20 protein-coding genes are annotated in these 17679 nt (G+C 68.2%); 12 read left to right on the forward strand and 8 right to left on the reverse strand.

Annotated features, from left to right (window positions below; all coding sequences use genetic code 11):
• Positions 1–67 precede the first annotated feature (67 nt).
• Positions 68–841 (forward strand): SDR family oxidoreductase, encoded by a 774-nt coding sequence (locus tag LCF40_RS01405; RefSeq protein WP_224827082.1) that lies wholly within the window; start codon positions 68–70, stop codon positions 839–841.
• A gap of 6 nt (positions 842–847) precedes the next feature.
• Here LCF40_RS01405 and LCF40_RS01410 read toward each other — a convergent pair whose 3' ends face one another.
• Positions 848–1915 carry an aldo/keto reductase gene (locus LCF40_RS01410; protein ID WP_224827083.1) on the reverse strand — a complete coding sequence of 356 codons (1068 nt, stop codon included), beginning with the start codon at positions 1913–1915 and terminating at the stop codon, positions 848–850.
• Between the two features lie 92 nt (positions 1916–2007).
• On the opposite strand from LCF40_RS01410, the gene LCF40_RS01415 reads away from it, so the two are divergent.
• From LCF40_RS01415 to LCF40_RS01425, 3 genes are all read left to right on the forward strand, one after another.
• Entirely contained in the window at positions 2008–2244 is a 237-nt protein-coding gene (locus tag LCF40_RS01415) for a hypothetical protein (protein ID WP_224827084.1), read from the forward strand.
• A 104-nt stretch (positions 2245–2348) separates the two neighbouring features.
• Positions 2349–3248: an acyltransferase gene (locus LCF40_RS01420; RefSeq protein ID WP_224827085.1), complete on the forward strand. Its 900-nt coding sequence runs from the start codon at positions 2349–2351 to the stop codon at positions 3246–3248.
• Between the two features lie 52 nt (positions 3249–3300).
• On the forward strand, positions 3301–3594 hold the full coding sequence (locus LCF40_RS01425; protein ID WP_114577438.1) for a DUF7577 domain-containing protein: 294 nt from the start codon (positions 3301–3303) through the stop codon (positions 3592–3594).
• Here the strand turns inward: LCF40_RS01425 and lrp are convergent.
• On the reverse strand, positions 3591–4055 hold the full coding sequence (gene lrp, locus LCF40_RS01430) for an HTH-type transcriptional regulator Lrp (RefSeq protein WP_114577437.1): 465 nt from the start codon (positions 4053–4055) through the stop codon (positions 3591–3593). The two genes, LCF40_RS01425 and lrp, sit on opposite strands and share 4 nt — an antisense overlap.
• A gap of 124 nt (positions 4056–4179) precedes the next feature.
• Here lrp and glnA point away from each other — a divergent pair, with 124 nt between their 5' ends.
• Together glnA and LCF40_RS01440 are read left to right on the forward strand one after the other, a co-directional pair.
• Complete coding sequence (gene glnA, locus LCF40_RS01435; protein WP_224827086.1) at positions 4180–5532, forward strand: type I glutamate--ammonia ligase; 1353 nt, start codon at positions 4180–4182, stop codon at positions 5530–5532.
• Between the two features lie 82 nt (positions 5533–5614).
• Complete coding sequence (locus LCF40_RS01440; protein ID WP_224827087.1) at positions 5615–5893, forward strand: WNWW family protein; 279 nt, start codon at positions 5615–5617, stop codon at positions 5891–5893.
• Positions 5894–5896: 3 nt separating this feature from the next.
• On the opposite strand, the gene LCF40_RS01445 is transcribed toward LCF40_RS01440, so the two are convergent.
• A complete protein-coding gene (locus tag LCF40_RS01445; RefSeq protein ID WP_224827088.1) occupies positions 5897–7216 on the reverse strand; it encodes a YihY/virulence factor BrkB family protein in 1320 nt (439 codons plus the stop codon).
• 95 nt (positions 7217–7311) lie between these two features.
• On the opposite strand from LCF40_RS01445, the gene LCF40_RS01450 reads away from it, so the two are divergent.
• Positions 7312–7512, forward strand: coding sequence for a hypothetical protein (locus tag LCF40_RS01450; protein ID WP_224827089.1), 201 nt, complete (start codon positions 7312–7314; stop codon positions 7510–7512).
• Here LCF40_RS01450 and LCF40_RS01455 read toward each other — a convergent pair.
• Complete coding sequence (locus tag LCF40_RS01455) at positions 7509–8624, reverse strand: tRNA (guanine(26)-N(2))-dimethyltransferase (RefSeq protein ID WP_224827090.1); 1116 nt, start codon at positions 8622–8624, stop codon at positions 7509–7511. The two genes, LCF40_RS01450 and LCF40_RS01455, sit on opposite strands and share 4 nt — an antisense overlap.
• Positions 8625–8709: 85 nt before the next feature.
• On the opposite strand from LCF40_RS01455, the gene LCF40_RS01460 reads away from it, so the two are divergent.
• The 3 genes from LCF40_RS01460 to LCF40_RS01470 all read left to right on the forward strand — a co-directional run bounded on the left by LCF40_RS01460 (position 8710) and on the right by LCF40_RS01470 (position 11942).
• Positions 8710–9093, forward strand: a complete 384-nt coding sequence (locus LCF40_RS01460) for a hypothetical protein (protein WP_114577432.1) — start codon at positions 8710–8712, stop codon at positions 9091–9093.
• Positions 9094–9236: 143 nt separating this feature from the next.
• Positions 9237–11141 carry a beta-CASP ribonuclease aCPSF1 gene (locus LCF40_RS01465; protein WP_224827091.1) on the forward strand — a complete coding sequence of 635 codons (1905 nt, stop codon included), beginning with the start codon at positions 9237–9239 and terminating at the stop codon, positions 11139–11141.
• Between the two features lie 132 nt (positions 11142–11273).
• Positions 11274–11942 carry a DUF6498-containing protein gene (locus LCF40_RS01470; RefSeq protein WP_224827092.1) on the forward strand — a complete coding sequence of 223 codons (669 nt, stop codon included), beginning with the start codon at positions 11274–11276 and terminating at the stop codon, positions 11940–11942.
• 14 nt (positions 11943–11956) lie between these two features.
• Here LCF40_RS01470 and LCF40_RS01475 read toward each other — a convergent pair whose 3' ends face one another.
• Positions 11957–12199, reverse strand: a complete 243-nt coding sequence (locus tag LCF40_RS01475; RefSeq protein WP_224827583.1) for a DUF7981 family protein — start codon at positions 12197–12199, stop codon at positions 11957–11959.
• 99 nt (positions 12200–12298) lie between these two features.
• On the opposite strand from LCF40_RS01475, the gene LCF40_RS01480 reads away from it, so the two are divergent.
• Positions 12299–13138: a hypothetical protein gene (locus LCF40_RS01480; RefSeq protein ID WP_224827093.1), complete on the forward strand. Its 840-nt coding sequence runs from the start codon at positions 12299–12301 to the stop codon at positions 13136–13138.
• 3 nt (positions 13139–13141) lie between these two features.
• Here LCF40_RS01480 and ilvA read toward each other — a convergent pair whose 3' ends face one another.
• Positions 13142–14353, reverse strand: a complete 1212-nt coding sequence (ilvA, locus tag LCF40_RS01485) for a threonine ammonia-lyase (protein ID WP_224827094.1) — start codon at positions 14351–14353, stop codon at positions 13142–13144.
• 148 nt (positions 14354–14501) lie between these two features.
• Complete coding sequence (locus LCF40_RS01490) at positions 14502–14927, reverse strand: gamma-glutamylcyclotransferase family protein (protein WP_224827095.1); 426 nt, start codon at positions 14925–14927, stop codon at positions 14502–14504.
• 71 nt (positions 14928–14998) lie between these two features.
• Here LCF40_RS01490 and LCF40_RS01495 point away from each other — a divergent pair, with 71 nt between their 5' ends.
• Positions 14999–16381: an MATE family efflux transporter gene (locus LCF40_RS01495; RefSeq protein WP_224827096.1), complete on the forward strand. Its 1383-nt coding sequence runs from the start codon at positions 14999–15001 to the stop codon at positions 16379–16381.
• Between the two features lie 6 nt (positions 16382–16387).
• Here the strand turns inward: LCF40_RS01495 and citZ are convergent, their stop codons facing one another.
• Complete coding sequence (gene citZ / locus LCF40_RS01500) at positions 16388–17524, reverse strand: citrate synthase (protein WP_224827097.1); 1137 nt, start codon at positions 17522–17524, stop codon at positions 16388–16390.
• Between the last annotated feature and the right edge of the window lie 155 nt (positions 17525–17679).

The following is a 17679-nucleotide window of genomic DNA, read 5'->3' on the forward strand; positions in this document are numbered from 1 at the left end:
CCACGACTTAAACCCCACAGACGGATCCGGCGACATCGCTTCGGAAGCCGGGACCGAACCGATCCCCATGAGCGAACCACGAACGCTGCTCACCGGCGCGACCGGCACGCTCGGCGACGAGCTACGCCCCCGCCTCCGAAAAACGGGCCACGACGTCCGATCGGCGAGCCGGTCCCCACCCGCCGACGCCGACGGCGAGTGGGTCGAACTCGACCTGGCCGACGGGACCGGGATCGAACGGGCCCTCGAGGGGATCGACGTCGTCGTCCACGCTGCGACCGCGCCCCGGGGCGATAGCGAGGCAGTCGACGCCGGCGGGACCGAACGGCTCCTCGAGGCGGCCGCCGAAGCCGGCGTCGAGAACGTCTGTTATCCCTCGATCGTCGGCATCGATTCGATCCCGCTGTCGTACTACGAGCACAAACTGGCGGCCGAGCGCGCCCTCGAGAAAAGCGACGTGTCGGCGACGGTCGTCCGGATCACCCAGTTCCACGAGTTCGTCCTCGAACTGTGCGGGACGATCGAGCGGCTGCCGGTCTGGCCCGTGCCCTCGGGGTTCTGGGTCCAGCCGATCGCTGCCGGCGAGGCGGCCGACGCCGTCGTCGAACACGCGACCGTCGAGCCGGCTGGGCGGGTCGAGCCCGTCGGCGGCCCTGAGGTCCGGACGGCCGCCGACCTCGTCCGGAGCTACCGCGAGGTCGCCGGGCTCCGCCGGCCCGTCGTCGGGCTCCCGGTGCCGGGTTCGGTGGCGTCCGGCTTCCGGTCGGGCGCCGCGACCCGTCCGGATCGGGCCGTGGGATCGACTACGTGGGGGGAGTGGCTCCGGAAAGAGGTGGAGTAAGCCCGATCAGTCAGCCGCCAGCTCGTCAAGCCCCGCCGACCGGAGGTCCTCGCCGTCGAGCGAGGATCGCAGACCGTCCATCCCGTCGTCGCGGTCGATGCCGAAGCCACCGGCGTAGAGCTCTTCGACCCGTACCATCTCCTCGTCGCTCAGTTTCGGGACGTCGCTCGCGGCGGCCCACTCGTCGATGTCCGCCTTGGTGCGGAACGTCGGCGTGACCGTCGCGACGGCGTCGTGAGAGAGCAGCCAGGCCAGCGAGGCCTGGCCCATCGTGCGCCGGCCGTCCGCGTGCTTCGGGTCCTCCAAAAAGCGGAGCTTCTCGACTTTCTCCCAGCCCGTCTCGTACCACTCGTCGGGCCGGAATCCCCGATGATCTCCCTCGCCGAGTTCGGTGTCGGGGGTGACCTGCTCGTTCAGGATTCCCGAGGAGTGGGGCACCCGCGGAATCAGGCTCGTGGTCGATCCCGTCCGCTCGATGGTCTCGAGGAAGTGGCTGCCGACCTCCTGTTCGAGGACGTTCCAGACCAGTTGGACGGCGTCGAACTCCGCCTCGATTGCCAGATCGCCCTCGGCGAGCCAGCCGATCGAGGGCCCGAGCGCGAGCCCTCGCGCGCGGATCAGCCCCTCCTCCTCGAGTTCGTCGAGCGTCTCGAGGACGTCGGGAGTGATCTCGTCGGCGTCGGCGTTGTGGAGCTGGAGGACGTCGATGGTATCGACGCCGAGGCGATCCGCGCTCTTCTCGACCGCCGTCCGGACGTAGTCGGGGTCGATCTCCTTGGGGAGTTCGCCGTGGCCGGCCTGGGGATTGTCGTAGAAGTCGTAGCCGACCTTCGTGGCGAGGGTCACGTCCTCGCGGACGTCGGCGATTGCCTCGCCGATCAGTTCCTCGCTGCGGCCGTGGCCGTAGACGTCGCCGGTGTCGATGTAGGTGATCCCCCGGTCGATCGCGTGGCGGACCATCTCGATCGCCTGGTCCTCGGAGCGGTCGCCCCACCAGTCGGTGCCGACGACCCACGCGCCGAAGCCAATCTCGCTGACCTGGATTCCGGAGTCGCCCAGTTCCCGGTAGTGCATGTTCCGGAATTGGGGGCGCGGGCACTTATCGGATACGGAAGCCGCGTGGTTCGGGACGAACGTTTATGGTGTCGGCGAGACGGGACGACCGTGTGGGCGATGACCTGACCCGCCGTCTCGACCGGATCACGCTGCTGCTCGGGGCTATCCTGGGCGTCCAGACCGCGACGCTCCTCGTCCTGGCCGCCGCCACCGGCGTCTCGATCGTCGCGCTCGCGAGCGCGAGCGTGATCGCGCTCGTGGTCGTCGGGCTGCTCGTCGCGCTCCTCGGCGGGGCCCTCACGGAGGCGAACCCGTTCGGGGGAACCGACCGGCCCCGAGGACGGTGATCCCCGGCGCTGTCCATGCCCGACTCGGGGGTCGCCGAGGGGCGATGGGGCAAGACGGACGCACAACCGAACCCCTATGAAGCAGGCACCAGTAGCCATCGACCATGACAAAGCGGCACGTCTCGCTCCCCGACGAGGCCGAAGCCGGCATGCGCGACTTTCTCGACGAAGTGGACCGACGACTGTCGAGCGACGAGGACACCTGTTCGGTCGTCGAGGACGTCCTCATCGACCTCTCGGGCGACCGGGAGGCCTACGAGCGGTTCCAGGCCGGCGAGTCGATGTCGCCCGCCGAACGCGTCCGCGTCCAGAGCTACGATCCCTGCAACACGACCCTCGAAAGCGAGTACTACGCCGAGAAGGACGAAGAGAAGTTCCGCCGGTCCAAGCATCTCCAGTGGCTCTGGCGCCAGTTCGACAGCCTCCCGATCGCCGACAACGTCGAGTTCGCGCTCCGATTTCGCCGGATGCTCGCCGACCACCTCTTCGAGTCCTGTGGCGAGGGCTGTCGGTTCTTCAAGGGGATCTCGTTTACCTACGGCCACAACATCACGATCGGTGACAACGCCGTCGTCCACGACGAGGTCCACCTCGACGACCGCGGAAAGCTAACGATCGGCGACCGGGTTTCCGTCTCCGACGGCGTCCACGTCTACAGCCACGACCACGACGTCGTCGACCAGACCGAGGTCAGAAACTACCACACGATCGTCGAGGACGACGTCCGCCTGACGTACGACTCGATGGTCCGGGCGGGCAACAGGGTCGGCGAGAACGCCATCGTCGGCGCCCGCGGCATCGTCCAACACGACATTCCTGCCCACCACATCGCCGTCGGGATGCCCGCGAAAAGCGTCAAGATCAAACCTGGCTGGGAGGACGTCGCGACTCCCATCGACGACGCCGGCGAGAACCGCCAGGAGGAACGCCATCTCGACTACGACCTCCCGCCCGACCTAGAGCAGTTCGACGAGTTCCAGCGCGACCGTCTGCCGCCGAACTGAACGCCTGCGAACGGACACAACGCCCAAGTCCCTTGAGATCGTACCACACGGCATGGAGCTGTGGGGATGGATCGCGGGGTACGCCGTCCTCTTTGCACTCCTCCAGGCGGTACTGTACTACCGCTACGTCTACCGCGGGGACGGTCCGTCGACGGCACTCCCGGAGGCCGGAGCCGCCGACCGCGGCTCGCCTCCCGTCGAGGGGTCGGCGCCGGGAGACGACCGGGAGCCGGAGCCGGAACCGGACGACGGCGAGACGATGCACTGTCCCCATTGTGGAGGGCCGAACGAGATCGATCCCAGCTTCACCTACTGTCGTCACTGCGTCTCGTCGCTTCGCCGTTAGTCCTCGTTGAGGATCTCGAGGTCGAACTGTTCGTTCTCGGTGACGGCGTTCAGGACGACGCTGGTGTTGGACTCGTTGATGTCGGGGTCGGTCAGCAGCGTCTTGATCTGGCCGTTCATCCCGTCGGTGTCGGTGAACTTGCCGACGGCGATCACGTCGTAGTCGCCGGTGACCTCGTAGACGGAGGTCATCTGGTCGTGTTCGCGCAGGCGATCGGTGATCTCGGGGAGGGCGTTGCCCTCGACCTTCAACTGGATGACCGCGGTGACGTCGAAGCCGAGCGCGTCGTAATCGACTTTCGGGGTGTAGCCCTGAATGACACCCTGCTCCTCGAGGTCAGAGAGGTGATTCGAGACGGTGGTGACCGAGACGTCCAGGTCCTCCGCGAGACTCCGGAGGCTCGCCCGGCCGTCGCCCAGAAGTGCATTCACTAGCTTCGCGTCGAGATTTTCGTACGTCATCACGCCCGCTACGGCCTCCACCCATTATAAGTTTACGAATATCCAATTACAGTGTTCGGAGAGAAGATTTGCTCGGAACAGCAGGGCTTTAATAGTGGGGATAGTTGGATACGCCGACGAGAAGATGACAAGCGGAAATCTCACTGCGACCGAACAGGGGGTATTAGACGAGATCGACGACGAAGGCGTCGATTTCCTCCGACTCCAGTTTACGGACATTCTGGGGACGGTAAAGAACGTCGCGATCCCGGCCCGCCAGGCCGAGAAGGCGTTCACCGACGGGATCTACTTCGACGGCTCCTCGATCGAGGGCTTCGTTCGAATCCAGGAGTCGGACATGCGGCTCAAACCCGACCCCGAGACGTTCGAGGTGCTCCCGTGGCGAAACGACGAGAACGGTGCGGCCGCCCGGATGATCTGTGACATCATCAACACCTCGACGGACGAACCCTTCGAGGGCGACCCCCGGTACGTGCTCCAGCAGGCCATCGAGCGCGCCGAGGAGATGGGGTACGAGGTCAACTTCGCGCCCGAACCGGAGTTCTTCATGTTCGAGGAGGACGAGGACGGCCGGGCCACCACGAAAACCGCCGACACCGGCGGCTACTTCGACGTCGCACCCAAGGACCTCGCCAGCGACGTCCGCCGGGACATCATCTACGGGCTCGAGTCGATGGGCTTCGAGATCGAGGCCAGCCACCACGAGGTCGCCGAGGGCCAGTACGAGATCAACTTCGAGTACGACGACGCCCTCGCGACCGCGGACAACGTCGCGACCTTCCGGATGGTCGTCCGTGCGATCGCGGCCCAACACGACCTCCACGCGACGTTCATGCCCAAGCCGATCCCGCGGATCAACGGTTCGGGGATGCACACCCACATGTCGCTGATGGAAGACGGCGAGAACGCCTTCCACGACGAGGACGACGAGTTCAACCTGAGCGACGTCGCCCACTCCTATCTCGCGGGCGTCCTCGAACACGCGCCCGCGATTACCGCGGTCTCGAACCCCACCGTCAACAGCTACAAGCGCCTGGTTCCCGGCTACGAGGCGCCCGTCTACGTCGCGTGGTCCGACCGCAACCGCTCGGCGCTCATCCGCAAGCCCGCCGCGCGAATCCCGGCCGCAAGCCGGATCGAGGCGCGCTTCCCCGATCCCTCGTGTAACCCCTACCTCGCCTTTGCCGCCTTGATTCAGGCGGGCCTCGACGGGATCGAGAACGATCTCGAGGCGCCCGACCCGATCCGGGAGAACATCTACGAGTTCGACGAGGAGAAACGCGAGGAGTACGGCATCGAGACGCTGCCGACGAACCTCGGCGAGGCCATCGAGGCCCTAGAGGAGGACGAGGTCGTCTACGACGCGCTGGGCGAACACGTCGGCCCCAAGTTCGTCGAGGCCAAGTCCCAGGAGTTCGAGGACTACCTCGTCGACGTCTCCCAGTGGGAGCTCGATCGCTACCTCGAGACGTTCTAACGCCACACCCGTTCTGCCATCACGTCTTTTTCGAGCGCGATTCGACCGAGAACTCCTTGCCGGCCGAGCACGTAGAACGGCGATGGACGTCGATCCGACCCGCCTCCGACGGGAGTTCGGCGGGACCGACGGCGAGGTTCGCGTCGTCGCCAGGCAGGCCGGCGACCTCCTCGATTCGGGCCGGCTCGGGGCCGACCGCGGCCACGAACTGACCGCCGAGGAGATCCTCTCTCACCTGCGGGACGCGCCCGCCGGCTCGAGCCCGGTCGAGCGATGGAACTGGTGGATGGGCGCACTCGAGATCGCTTACGGCGGCTACGAGCAGTTCACGATCCGCGCCGACGGCTCGGTGGACGGGTAGTCGCTACGAGCGCCACTCACCGATCCGGTCGCGGAGACGGCCGGGGACGCCGAGCGCGGAGATCCCGCCGCCGATCAACACCATGAGCCCGTAGACGCCCAGCGTCGAGGTCCAGACGACGAACATCGCCAGAACGGCCCACCCTCCCGAGAGGAAGTAGAAGGCGGCGATCGACATCGCGGTACCATAGAGGAGCACGAGATAGGGGCCCCAGCCGCGGGCGTGGCTCCGGCGGACCCGGCTCCGGACGTAGCGTTCGAGCTCCGCCTCGAGGGACTCCTTTCGAACCGTACGGGACTCGACGCGCTCCTCGACGTCCTCGAGTTCGTCGCGCAGCCGTTCGATCTCCTCGCGAAGCGCCGCGGGGTCGCCCGAGCGGTCCCGGGTGCGGGCGCTCTCGGCGGGCGGGTCGACCGGCTCCTCCTCGACTCCCGTGGCGTCGTCGGTCATCGCTTCCGTCCGAGACTCTCTCGGGCGGGGACTTTGTAGCTGCCGGTCTCCCGACGGACCGTCGTCGTCGGGGCCGTCGATCCGGTCGATCTCCCGATCGTGTCCGGCGAGGACGGCGTTCAGGACGGCTCCGAGGACGACGAGGACGGAGCCGGCGTAGAGCCAGGTGAGCACGAGGAAGACCGCGCCCAGCGCGCCGTAGATGGCGTAGGTGGACGCGAGGCCGGCGTAGATCCCGAACGCGCGCCCGAGGACGGTCCAGCCGGCGGCGGCGAAGGCGGCTCCCGGGAGGGCCTCCCGGAGGGTGACGTCGGCGTTGGGAAAGACGAGGTACACCGGGACGAACGCCATGAGGACGGTGAGGAAGACGAAGACGGGGGCGATGATCCGGAGGAGCCCGCTGGCGGCGGCGGCGAGGAGGCCCTCGGCGACCGCGACGGTGGTGATCCCCAGGAGGATCGCGACCGCGACGATCCCCGCGTTCCGGAAGCTTCGGAGGACCGTGGTCGCGGCGACGGTGCCGTAGACCTCCGAGAAGGTCCGGTCCAGGCCACGGAGGACCCGCGAGCCGGTCCAGAGGAGCCCGACCGTGCCGACGACAGTCGCGCCGCCCCGGCCCGACTCCTCGGTGATCGCCTCGGCGAGCAGCGACTGGGCGCTGGGCGTCAGGACGTCGCTCACCGACTCGGTGACCCGTGCCGCGAGCCCCTCGCCACCGGCGACCGTCGCCACGACGATCCCCAGGAGCGCCAGCGGGACCAGCGAGAAGAAGGCGTAGAAGGCGACGCCGGCCGCCAGAAGCGTTAGCTGTCGGTGCTTTGCGACCCGGCGCATGCGGGTCAGGAGGGCCACGGCCTCCCGGAAGGAGTACATGCCCCCGGGTTCGGCCCGGACGCGCAAATACCGACCGCCGGCACTGTCGTCGTCGCGGCGGTGGACTTTTCTCGCGTCCGGGGAGTGAGAGGGGTATGGACGAGCGGCGCTGTCCCGACTGTGGCGTGGGGATGGAGGAGACGTCCGTCAGGACCGGTGACGGAATGAAGCTCTCGATTTCAACGGGGAAACGCGAGGGACTGCTCGGGAAACTCGGCGTCGGATCGACGACGAGCCTCGATGCCGTCCGCTGTCCGGAGTGTAGGCTGGTACGACTGTACGCCGCGGGCGATTAGCCGAGGTTCGGCGCGGTCGCGGCCCGGATCTCGGCGACGTCGGCGTCGGTCTTGAACGCCGTTCCGCCGTAGTGAGCCGGCGAGGCCGAAAAGCCCGCGGCCCGGAGATCCCCCAGAAAGTCGTCCATCGCGTTCGCGGGCAGTCCCCACGACTTACAGAGCTTGTGCTGGTCGTAGTGGGTCGGCTCGTCGAGCTCGCCCGCGAGCTCGGAGAGCAGCTCGTCGAGCTTCGAGGCGGTTCCGAACGAATCGGGGACCTCGCCGCGGACCGCCTCGAGGAACCCCCGGTCACGGGTCGGACCGAGCCAGACCGGCCCGGCGACCAGCAGCCGCTGGCCCCCGCAGTTCGGGCACGTGTCGGGGGCGTCGGCGATCAACCCCTCGCTCGTCTCCCGGTAGAGGCAGTCCTCGCAGTGGACGATGTGACCGAGTTCCTCGAGAGCGGCGTCGGCGGCGGTCGGCTTGTGGGTGAGCTCCAGCAGCGTTCGGACGTAGTGGCTCCGGGCGTAGGTGACGATCGGGGCGACGCCGACGTCGAAGCGGGCGGCAGATCGGGCGAGCGCCGAGAGGAGTATCCGGACGCCCATCTCGGCGTGGTACTCCGTGTTCCGTGGCACCGCCGAGTACGACCGGATCCCGCTTTGCAGGTGGGCGCCACACAGCGGCGCGGTGTCGGTCGCGGTGACACAGACCAGATCGCGCGCGCTCGCGAACGCGGCGTCGGCGAACGGCATCGGCGTCCCGTAGGGATCGAGGTCGATGACGTCGACGGGAGCCTCGGCGTGCATCACCGCGTTCGCGTCGCCCTCGATCACGCGCGTCCCGTCGTCCTCTGCGAGGTTCTCGCGGGCGAGCGCCACCGCCTCGCCGTCGGTATCACAGCAGGTCACGCGCCAGCCGTCGGCGGCGGCCCGGAGCCCGCGGATACCGCTTGCAGTCATCGCGTCGAGATACGTCTCCGCGCGGGGTTCTCGCTCCCGGTAGGCCCGCAGAGCGGCGACCGTCAGGTCCCGGTTCAGCTCCTGGCGAGGGTTGTAGAACACCGCTTCCTCGACGCCGTCGGTGGACTCGCCGGGGACCGAGAGGGAGACGCCGCCTTCCGTGACGCGCATACCCTCGCTGGGACGGGGAGGCCGAAAAACGGCGCGGTCGGCGCCGAACCAAACCGCTTTGGGCCTCCGGTGGGGAGGTGGGGTCGTGACCGAGGGAGAGCCCGGTTCCGGCCCCCGCGACGCCGAGGCCGTCGAGCGCTGGCAGGCGGCGTTAGCGGAGGCCGGGGAGCTCACGCCCGACGTCGTCGATCGGATCGTCCGCCTCCACGGCGATCGGGGGGTCCGGGCGATCGAGGCCGTCGGCGAGGGTCGGGTGAAGGAGTATCGAGATTTTACGGTCGTCGTCGGCTACGAGGACGAGTACGTCGTCGAGGGCGGTGGCTGTACGTGTAAGGACAGCGAGTACAATCTCGATCCCGACGATCCCACGGCGCTGTGCTGGCACGTGCTCGCGGTCGCGATCGGCCGCCGGGTCGGCCGGATCGACGCCCACGACATGTGGTACTCGGAGGTCCGGGAGTTCGTCTGAGAGAGAGAAGTTTTTAACTCGGGGCCGCGAAGGTCGGATATCGATCCGTCGGCAGACCTTTCCTCGGCGGGCGACGGTCCGTGAAGTGACCCCGTTCGGTCGCGACCGTTGCCCGCCCGGACTGCCCACGAAGCCACACATCTATGAGCGACGATACGTCATCCACTCTCCACGAACGCGTCGAAACCGAAGTCCCCTCCCACCTCGACGTCACCGACGTCCAGTACGAAGGGCCGGATCTGGTCATCTACACCGAGACCCCCCGCGAGTTCGCCGACGACGGCAACATCCTGGGCCAACTCGCCCGGAGTCTCCAGAAGCGGGTGACGATCCGACCTGCGCCGGGCACCCAGTCGAGCCAGTCCGAAGCCGACGCGAAGATCCGCCAGATCGTTCCCGACGACGCCGAGATCCAGAGCCTCGAGTTCTACCCCACCGTCGGCGAGGTCCTGATCGAAGCCGAGAAACCGGGGCTGGTGATCGGTCGCCGGGGCCGGACGATGCGCGAGATCACCCGCGAGGTCGGCTGGAACCCCGAGGTGATCCGGACGCCGCCCATGGAGTCCTCGACGGTCGCGAACGTCCGGAGCTTTCTCACTCAGGAGCGGGGCGAACGCCGGGACTTTCTCACCGACGTCGGCGAGGAGATCCACCGCGAGCCCGAAGAGGAGGTGGACTGGGTCCGGATCACCACGCTGGGGTGCTGTCGGGAGGTCGGTCGGGCGAGTTTTCTCTTGCACACGCCGAACACGAAGATCCTCATCGACTGTGGCGACAAACCCGGCGCCGAGGGCGAGGTGCCCTATCTCCACGTGCCCGAGGCCGCACCCCTCACCTCCATCGATGCGGTCGTGCTCACCCACGCCCACCTCGATCACTCCGCGCTGATCCCGCTCCTGTTCAAGTACGGCTACGACGGCCCGATCTACACCACCGAGCCGACGCGGGACCTGATGGGGCTGCTCACGCTCGACTACCTCTCGGTCGCTTCGAAGGAGGGCCGAACGCCACCGTACGAGAGCACCCAGGTCCGGGAAGCGATCAAGCGAACCATCCCGATCTCCTACGGCGACGTCACCGACATCGCACCGGACATCAAGCTCACGATGCACAACGCCGGCCACATCCTCGGCTCGGCGGTGAGCCACTTCCACATCGGCAACGGCTTCTACAACGTCGTCTTCTCGGGCGACGTCCACTACGAGCCCACCCGCCTCTTTAACGGCGCGGTCAACGACTTCCCGCGCGCGGAGGCGATGGTGATGGAGTCGACCTACGGCCGGCGAAACGACTACCAGACCGACAGCGAGGAAAGCGAAGCGAACGTCCACGAGATCATCCGCGAGACCCACGAGGAAGGCGGAATTACCGTCATCCCCGCGTTCGCCGTCGGGCGCTCCCAGGAACTCATGCTCGTCTTGGAGGAGGCAATGGCCGAGGGGAAAATCCCGACGATGCCCGTCTACCTCGACGGGATGATCCGCGAGGCGACCGCGATCCACACGGCCTACCCCGAATACTTGCGGGACGGCCTCCGCGAGCGGATCCTCCACGAGGACGAGAACCCGTTTCTGGCCGAGCAGTTCGCCCAGGTCGACGGCGGCGGCGAGATGCGCGAAGAGATCGCGAGCGGCGAGCCCTGCGTCATCCTCTCGACGTCGGGGATGGTCACCGGCGGCCCGATCATGTCCTGGCTCGAGCTCCTGGGACCCGACTCCGAAAACACCCTGCTGTTCGTCGGTTACCAGGCCGAGGGGACGCTGGGTCGGCGCATCCAGAGCGGCCGGGTCGAGGTCTCGCTTGGCGGCCGACGGGGCCCCGATCGGCTCACCCTCGACTGTCGGATCGAGTCGGTCAGCGGGTTCTCGGGCCACGCCGACCGCGAGGGCCTTGAGAAGTTCGCTGGCGAAATGAACCCCCGCCCGGAGACGATCCTCTGTGTCCACGGCGACGACCGCGCGACCGACCAGCTCTCCTCGGCGCTCTACCAGAAGTACGACGTCCGGACCCACCAGCCCCGGAACCTGGAGACGTTCAGGTTTCCCTGATAGGGTCGGAGACGACGATTTACCGTTCGGTCGCGACACGGTACCGCGACCGACGGCGCACTGACTCGTCTCCGACCCTATGACCCGCGATCCTGCAGATAGCTTTATTCTCACGGAATCGGAGAGTCATCCATGCGCCAGAGGTGGGAGGAGTCGCGGGCGGTCGCCGTAGCGTTGGTCCTCGCCAACGCCGTTCCGCTCGTCGGCGTCGTCTTCCTCGGCTGGAACCTCCACTCGTTGCTGGTGATCTACTGGCTCGAGAGCGGCGCCGTCGGCGTCGAGTCGGTCGCGAAGATCCGCCGTGCCGAGGGCGAGGACGACCCCGAGGACTTGCCGTCGCTGTCGCTCAACGACACGCCGGTCGCGTCGTTCGTCGGCCGGTCGAACGGGGCGATCGCCGGCTTCTTCGCCACCCACTACGGGGGGTTCTGGGTCGTCCACGGGGTGTTCGTGATGGTCTTTCCGGCCATGTTCCCCATGCCGGTCGCCTCCCCGTCGGCCGTCGCGGGCTCTGTCGTCGCGCTCGCGGCCTACCACGTCGCGTCCTACCGGATCAACTATCTGGGAAAGGGAGAGTACGAGCGAAACGGGCCCGTGACGCTGATGGTCGAGCCCTACCGCCGGGTGTTCGTGCTCCACCTGACGATCGTCGTCGGTGCGTTCGCCGTCGCCTGGATCGGCGCCCCCGCGGGCGCGCTCGTCGTGATGGTCCTCGTCAAGACGGTGCTGGACCTCCGTGGTCACTGGAGAGAACACGACCGGGCACAGCGGCGAACCCCGCCGGAGGCGCCGACGGCCTGATGGCTCCTGTCCGGCTACTTCCGGCCAGCCCGCCGGGCGGCCCACGCCGCGACCCGGCGTTCGGTCGCATAGACGACGGCCGCGGTGGCGACTCCGACCGCCAGCGCGAGCGCCGCCGCCCGGGGAATCGAGAGCAGGGGCTCGACCAGCAGAGCGTACCCCTGGACGGCGACCAGGACGCTCATGACGCCGACGGCGCCCCACAGCGCCGCGGAGGCGAGCCGTCTGCCGCCGGGATCATCGATGCTCGGAATCACGTTCCGGCCGTGGTCCCGGACGGCTCTAAAGCCGGCGATCGCCCGCCGGGGCGGTCGGGACCGCCGGAGCCAAGCCGCTCCGCTCCCGACAGTTGCCCGATGGCCCTCCCCGCCGCTCGCGCAGTCGGTCGCTGGCTCGCGGTTCTCCTTCCGGTCCTCGCGCTCGCCGGCCTCCGTGCCGGGATCCGTCGGGCCGCCGGAATCCCCTTCGCTCCGGTCTACGGCCGCGGCCGGATCGGCGCCGACTGGGCCGCCCGTCGGGGAATCACGGGCGAACCGGTCGCCGGGGAGGTCGAACGCTTCTCGATCTACGACCGTCCGGGGTTCGATTTCGAACGGATTCATCCCGAGATTCGGCGGTTCTACGAGGAGACCGGCGACTACGACCTCGAGTATCGGACCCGGTGGCACCCGCGGTTTCGCCTCGGGGCCTGGCTCGCTTCGTTCGTGACGAGCCGCCTCGAGCAACTGAACCTGCCCGGGCGAAACGACGACCGGACCCGAAGCCTCGAGAGCGAGCTCGCGGCCGTTCCCCGGGAAGTGGACCCACGGGGGTCCCGCGTCTGGACCCGGGCCGACCCCGACGGGCGGGCGGTGTTCGTCGCCGTCTACGCGACCCATACCAGCGAGGACGTCACCTACGCGAACGTCGCCGTCCCGCTGCCGGGATCGAATCTCTCGACCGTGCTCCGTCCCGAACACGACGGGGAGGGGGTTCGATTCACGACCCGCGGCCCCGGCGACGGGGGCCTCTATCTCGTGACCCCGGTCGGAGCGGTTCGACTTCCGATGGACCAGCGCTTTCGGGTGCTGCCGCTGGATTCGGCGGACGGCGGGGATGTTCGGCCGTCCACCGAGGACTCCGATCTCGTCGCTGTCCACGAGATGTGGCTCTGTGGGCGCCAGTTCCTGACGATCCGGTACCGCATCACCCGATAGGGGCTACACCAGCACCTCGACCGCGTACCCCCGCTCCTCGATCGCCGCGATCAGCTCCTCGACGTGGTCGGGGCCCCTGGTCTCGAGGTCGATCTCGACTTCGGTGTCGCTCATCCCGATGTCCCGGGAGGTCCGGTCGTGCTGGATGCCGTAGATGTTCGCCCGGTGGGCCGAGAGCACCGCCAGCAACTTCTCTAAGGCGCCGGGCTCGTCCTCCAGGACCGTCCGGATCTTGACGTAGCGGCCGGTCTCGACCAGGCCGCGCATGATCACCGTCGTCAGCGTGTTGAGGTCGATGTTTCCCCCCGAGATGACGGGAACGACGACCTCGCCCTCGTTCACCTCGAAGTGCTCGAACAGCAGCGCCGCAAGCGGGACCGCGCCGGCGCCCTCGACGACGGTCTTCGAGCGCTCGAGGAGGTAGACGACGGCCATCGCGATCTCGGAGTCGGGGACGGAAACGACCTCGTCGACGTACTCGCGGATGTGGGCGAAGGTGCACTCGCCGACGCTCCGGGTCGCGATCCCGTCGGCCATCGTGTCCACCGAGTCGCGGGCGACGACCTCTCCCTTCTCCAGCGAGTCGGCAACGCTCGATGCACCCTGGGCCTGGACGCCGATCACGCGGACGTCGGGCGTTTCGGTCTTGATCGCCGCCGCGACCCCCGAGATCAGGCCGCCGCCGCCGATCGGGACGACGACGGTCTCGACCTCGGGGCAGTCCTCGACGATCTCGAGGCCGATCGTCCCCTGGCCGGCCATCACCGCCTCGTCGTCGAAGGCGTGGACGTACGTCCGCCCTTCCTCGCGTTCGATCTCGTGGGCGCGTTCGGCGGCCTCGGCGTAGTCGACCCCCGCGAGGACGACCTCCGCGCCGTAGCTTCTCGTCGCCTTGACCTTCGAGATCGGCGCGTTCTCGGGCATCACGATCGTCGAATCGACCCCGATCCGGGAGGCCGCGAGCGCGACGCCCTGGGCATGATTCCCCGCGCTCGCGGTGACAACGCCGGCCTCCCGGTCTCCCTCGGGAAGCGTCGCCAGCCGGTTGGTCGCCCCGCGGATCTTGAACGAACCCGTCCGCTGGAAGTTCTCCAGTTTCAGGCGGACGTCGGCGCCGGTCATCGCCGAATAGGTGTAGGAGTGCGTCAGCGGCGTGTGTCGTGCGGTCTCGCGGACCCGATCCTCGGCCGCGAGCACGTCCGAACGCTCGAGCATACCATCGAGTATCGGGGGCGGGTCCAAAGGTGTGCTGCCCGAGGGCAGCGACAGGGTACAGGACAGTGCACGGCGTGTGACAGGGTCGTGCGCTCGAAGCGAGGAACGCTACGGGGATAAACCCGCGCCACGCGCGGTGAAAGTGAAACTACGACTCGTGAAGGGTGACACCGCCGTCTACGGTCGCGAGCACCCGATCGCGGAAGGGGCCCTCGCCCGGCCAGTCGGCGTTCACTTCCAGACGGTCGGGGTCGCCGACGTAGGTCCGGACCCGCCCTCCGCTCTCGCGGGGGATCGGAACGCGAACGTACAGCCCTCGATCGACCCCCTCGTAGGCGTCGAGCCGTTCGATTCCTCGAGGTGTGGTCCGGAGCAGTCGCCCCTCGACGCTCCCGCCGGGGACCAGGGTCGGATACTCGCCCTCGATCCGCCGAAGGCCCTCGACGGTCGCCTCTTCCAGGTACTCGTACTCGATCCCCTCGCCCGGCGTCGGACCGCCGACTCCCGAGGCGCGACCGAACACCGCTTCGGCGCGCTCGGGGTCGGTGAGCGTTCCGTAGACGAAGACGAGCATACCCGAACTGCGTCGGCCAGTCACTTTCGTCTACCGTCAGCGTCAACACCCCCCGGCGGGTGTCGGTTCGTATGGAGGCTGACCGGTCGGTCCGGGCCCGCGTCATAGCGACCTGGAAGCAGGTACTCGGACTGGCCTGGCCGATCATGGCCGAGCAGACCACCCGGACGCTGATGCGGACCGTCGACATCGTCGTCACCGGCCTCTTCTCGCCCGCGGCGATCGCCGCGATCGGTCTCGCGGACCTCTACGCCCGTCTCCCCCTGCGGATCGGCCTCGGACTCGGCGGGGGTGCCATCGCGCTCTCGAGCCAGGACACGGGCACGGGTGCGACCGCGACCCGCGACGAGGCGATCACCCAGTCGCTCCTCCTGGGCGCGCTCGCGGGGATCCCCTTCATCGCTTTCGGCTTTCTCCTCGGGGAGCCCGCGATCGCGATTCTGGGTGCCGAGAGCGAGGTCGCTCGGATGGGCGGGCTCTACCTCGGGACGGTCATGGCGACGGCGCCCGCGCGCCACGTCGGGCTGATCGCCGCCCGCTCGCTCCAGGGGACCGGCGACACCCGCTCGCCGATGTACGTCAACGTCGTCTCGAACCTGCTCAACGTCGCCGGCTCGGTCGTCCTCGGTCTGGGATACTTCGGGTTCCCCGAACTGGAGATCGTCGGCGTCGGGATCGCGACCGCGGTCGCGAACGTCTTCACCGCGGTCGTCCTCGTCGTCGTCATCGCCGGCCCCTGGCGCCAGGGCTCGCTCGTCCGGCCCACGGATCCGGTAATCACCAAACAGCTCCTCGTCGTGAGCGCCCCCCGGATCGCCGAAGGGGGGATGGCTACGGCTCTCGACTTCCCGTTCAACTCGATTCTCCTCCTCCTTGGCACCGAGGTCAACGCGGCCTACCAGGTCGGCCGCCGGCTCTACCAGCAGATCACCGGCCCGCTCTCGCGGGGATACAACGTCGCCGCGAGCGTCGTCATCGGCCAGCAGTTGGGCGAAGGCGACCCCGAGGAGGCCCGCTTTTCGGGGTGGGCGATCGCCGGCCTCGGGCTCGTGACCGTGGGACTGATCGGCGTCGTCCTCGCCGGCTTTGCCTACCGGTTCGTCGACATCTTCACCGACGACGCCGAGACGATCGAGTACGCCGCCACCTTCGCACGGGCCTACGGGATCGGCGCGCCCTTCCTCGTCACCTACATCGTCCTCGCGGGGGCCTTGCAGGGCGCCGGCGACACGATCACGCCGATGGTCGCCCGGATCAGCGGGCTCGTGATCTTCTACGTCGGCTTCTCCTACGCCGCCGTCACCTCCCTCGAGTGGGGCGTGACCGGGATCGCCGTCGGCATCGTACTCAACTTCGTCTGGGCGCTCGCGGTCGTCGCCGCGGGATTTCGCTACGGGGGCTGGGCGGAGAAGGCGGCACGGATGATGGACGAGCGGGGGACGGCGACCGACTGACGAGGATTACCGGTCCTCGACGGGAACGAACTCCCGTTCGTCGGGACCGACGTAGCGCGACCGGGGACGGATCAGGCGATTGTCCTCGTACTGTTCGAGGACGTGGGCGATCCACCCCCCCGACCGGCTCATCGCGAAGATGGGGGTGTAGAGGTCGATCGGGATCCCCATCTGGTAGTACGTCGAGGCCGAGTAGAAGTCGACGTTGGGCGCCAGGCCCTTCTCGTCTTTGACGTACTCCTCGATGGCGACGCTCATCTCGTACCACTTGCGGTCGCCGGCGGCCTCGCCCAGGGACTCGCTCTGTTCGCCCAGGATGACCGCCCGCGGGTCCTTGACGTTGTAGACGCGGTGGCCGAAGCCGGGGATCCGCCGCCCCTCCTCTAGGGCCTCCGTGACCCAGTCGACCGGGTCGGCCTCGGCGGCGTCGACCTCCTTGAGGACCTCCATGACGTCCTGGTTCGCGCCGCCGTGGAGACTCCCCCCCAGCGTGCCGATCGCGCTCGTCACCGCCGAGTGGAGGTCCGCGAGCGTGCTCGCGGTCACCATCGCCGAGAACGTCGAGGCGTTCAGCCCGTGGTCGGCGTGGAGGACGAGCGCCTGATCGAAGACGTCGGCCAGCACGTCGTCGGGCTCCTCGCCGTTTAGCATGTAGAGGAAGTTCGCGGCGTGAGCGAGGTCCTCGCGGGGCGCGATCGGCTCCTCGCCCCGGCGGGCGCGTTCGAACGCCGCGAGGATCGTCGGGATCTTCGCGGTGATCCGCCGGCCCTTCCGGAGGTTCGCCTCCCGGTCTGCCGGATCGCGTTCGGCGTCGGGGTCCGTCGAGGAGAGCTGGGAGACCGCGGTCCGAAGCGCCGCCATCGGCTCCTCGTCGGCGTCGGCCAGCGCCCCGACGGTGTCGAGAACCGCGTCGTCGACCTCGCGAGCACCCGCCATCGCCTCCCGGAACGAGGCGAGGTCGGCCTCGTCGGGAAGCTCGCCGTGCCAGAGCAAGTAGAGGACCTCCTCGTAGCTCGCCCCCGCCGCGAGATCGTCGATCGTATAGCCGCGATAGACGAGCCGGCCCGCGTCGCCGTCGATAGAACTGAGTCCCGATTCGGCGACCAGTACCCCCTCGAGCCCTTTCCGTATCTCGTCGGCCATACGCCAGTGTTGCCTCCGGGGTGGAAAAGTATTGCCGTTCGGTCGCTGAGGCGGCCGATCGGCGACGAACGTCCGCTTTCGCCCCGGTATGATCGGAGAGGGTGTCGGTCCGTCCGGGAGTTCCGGACGAACGTTGGGTCTCCGGTCGGCTTGGG

The sequence above is a fragment of the Saliphagus infecundisoli genome (assembly GCF_020177375.1).
Lineage (GTDB): Archaea > Halobacteriota > Halobacteria > Halobacteriales > Natrialbaceae > Saliphagus > Saliphagus infecundisoli.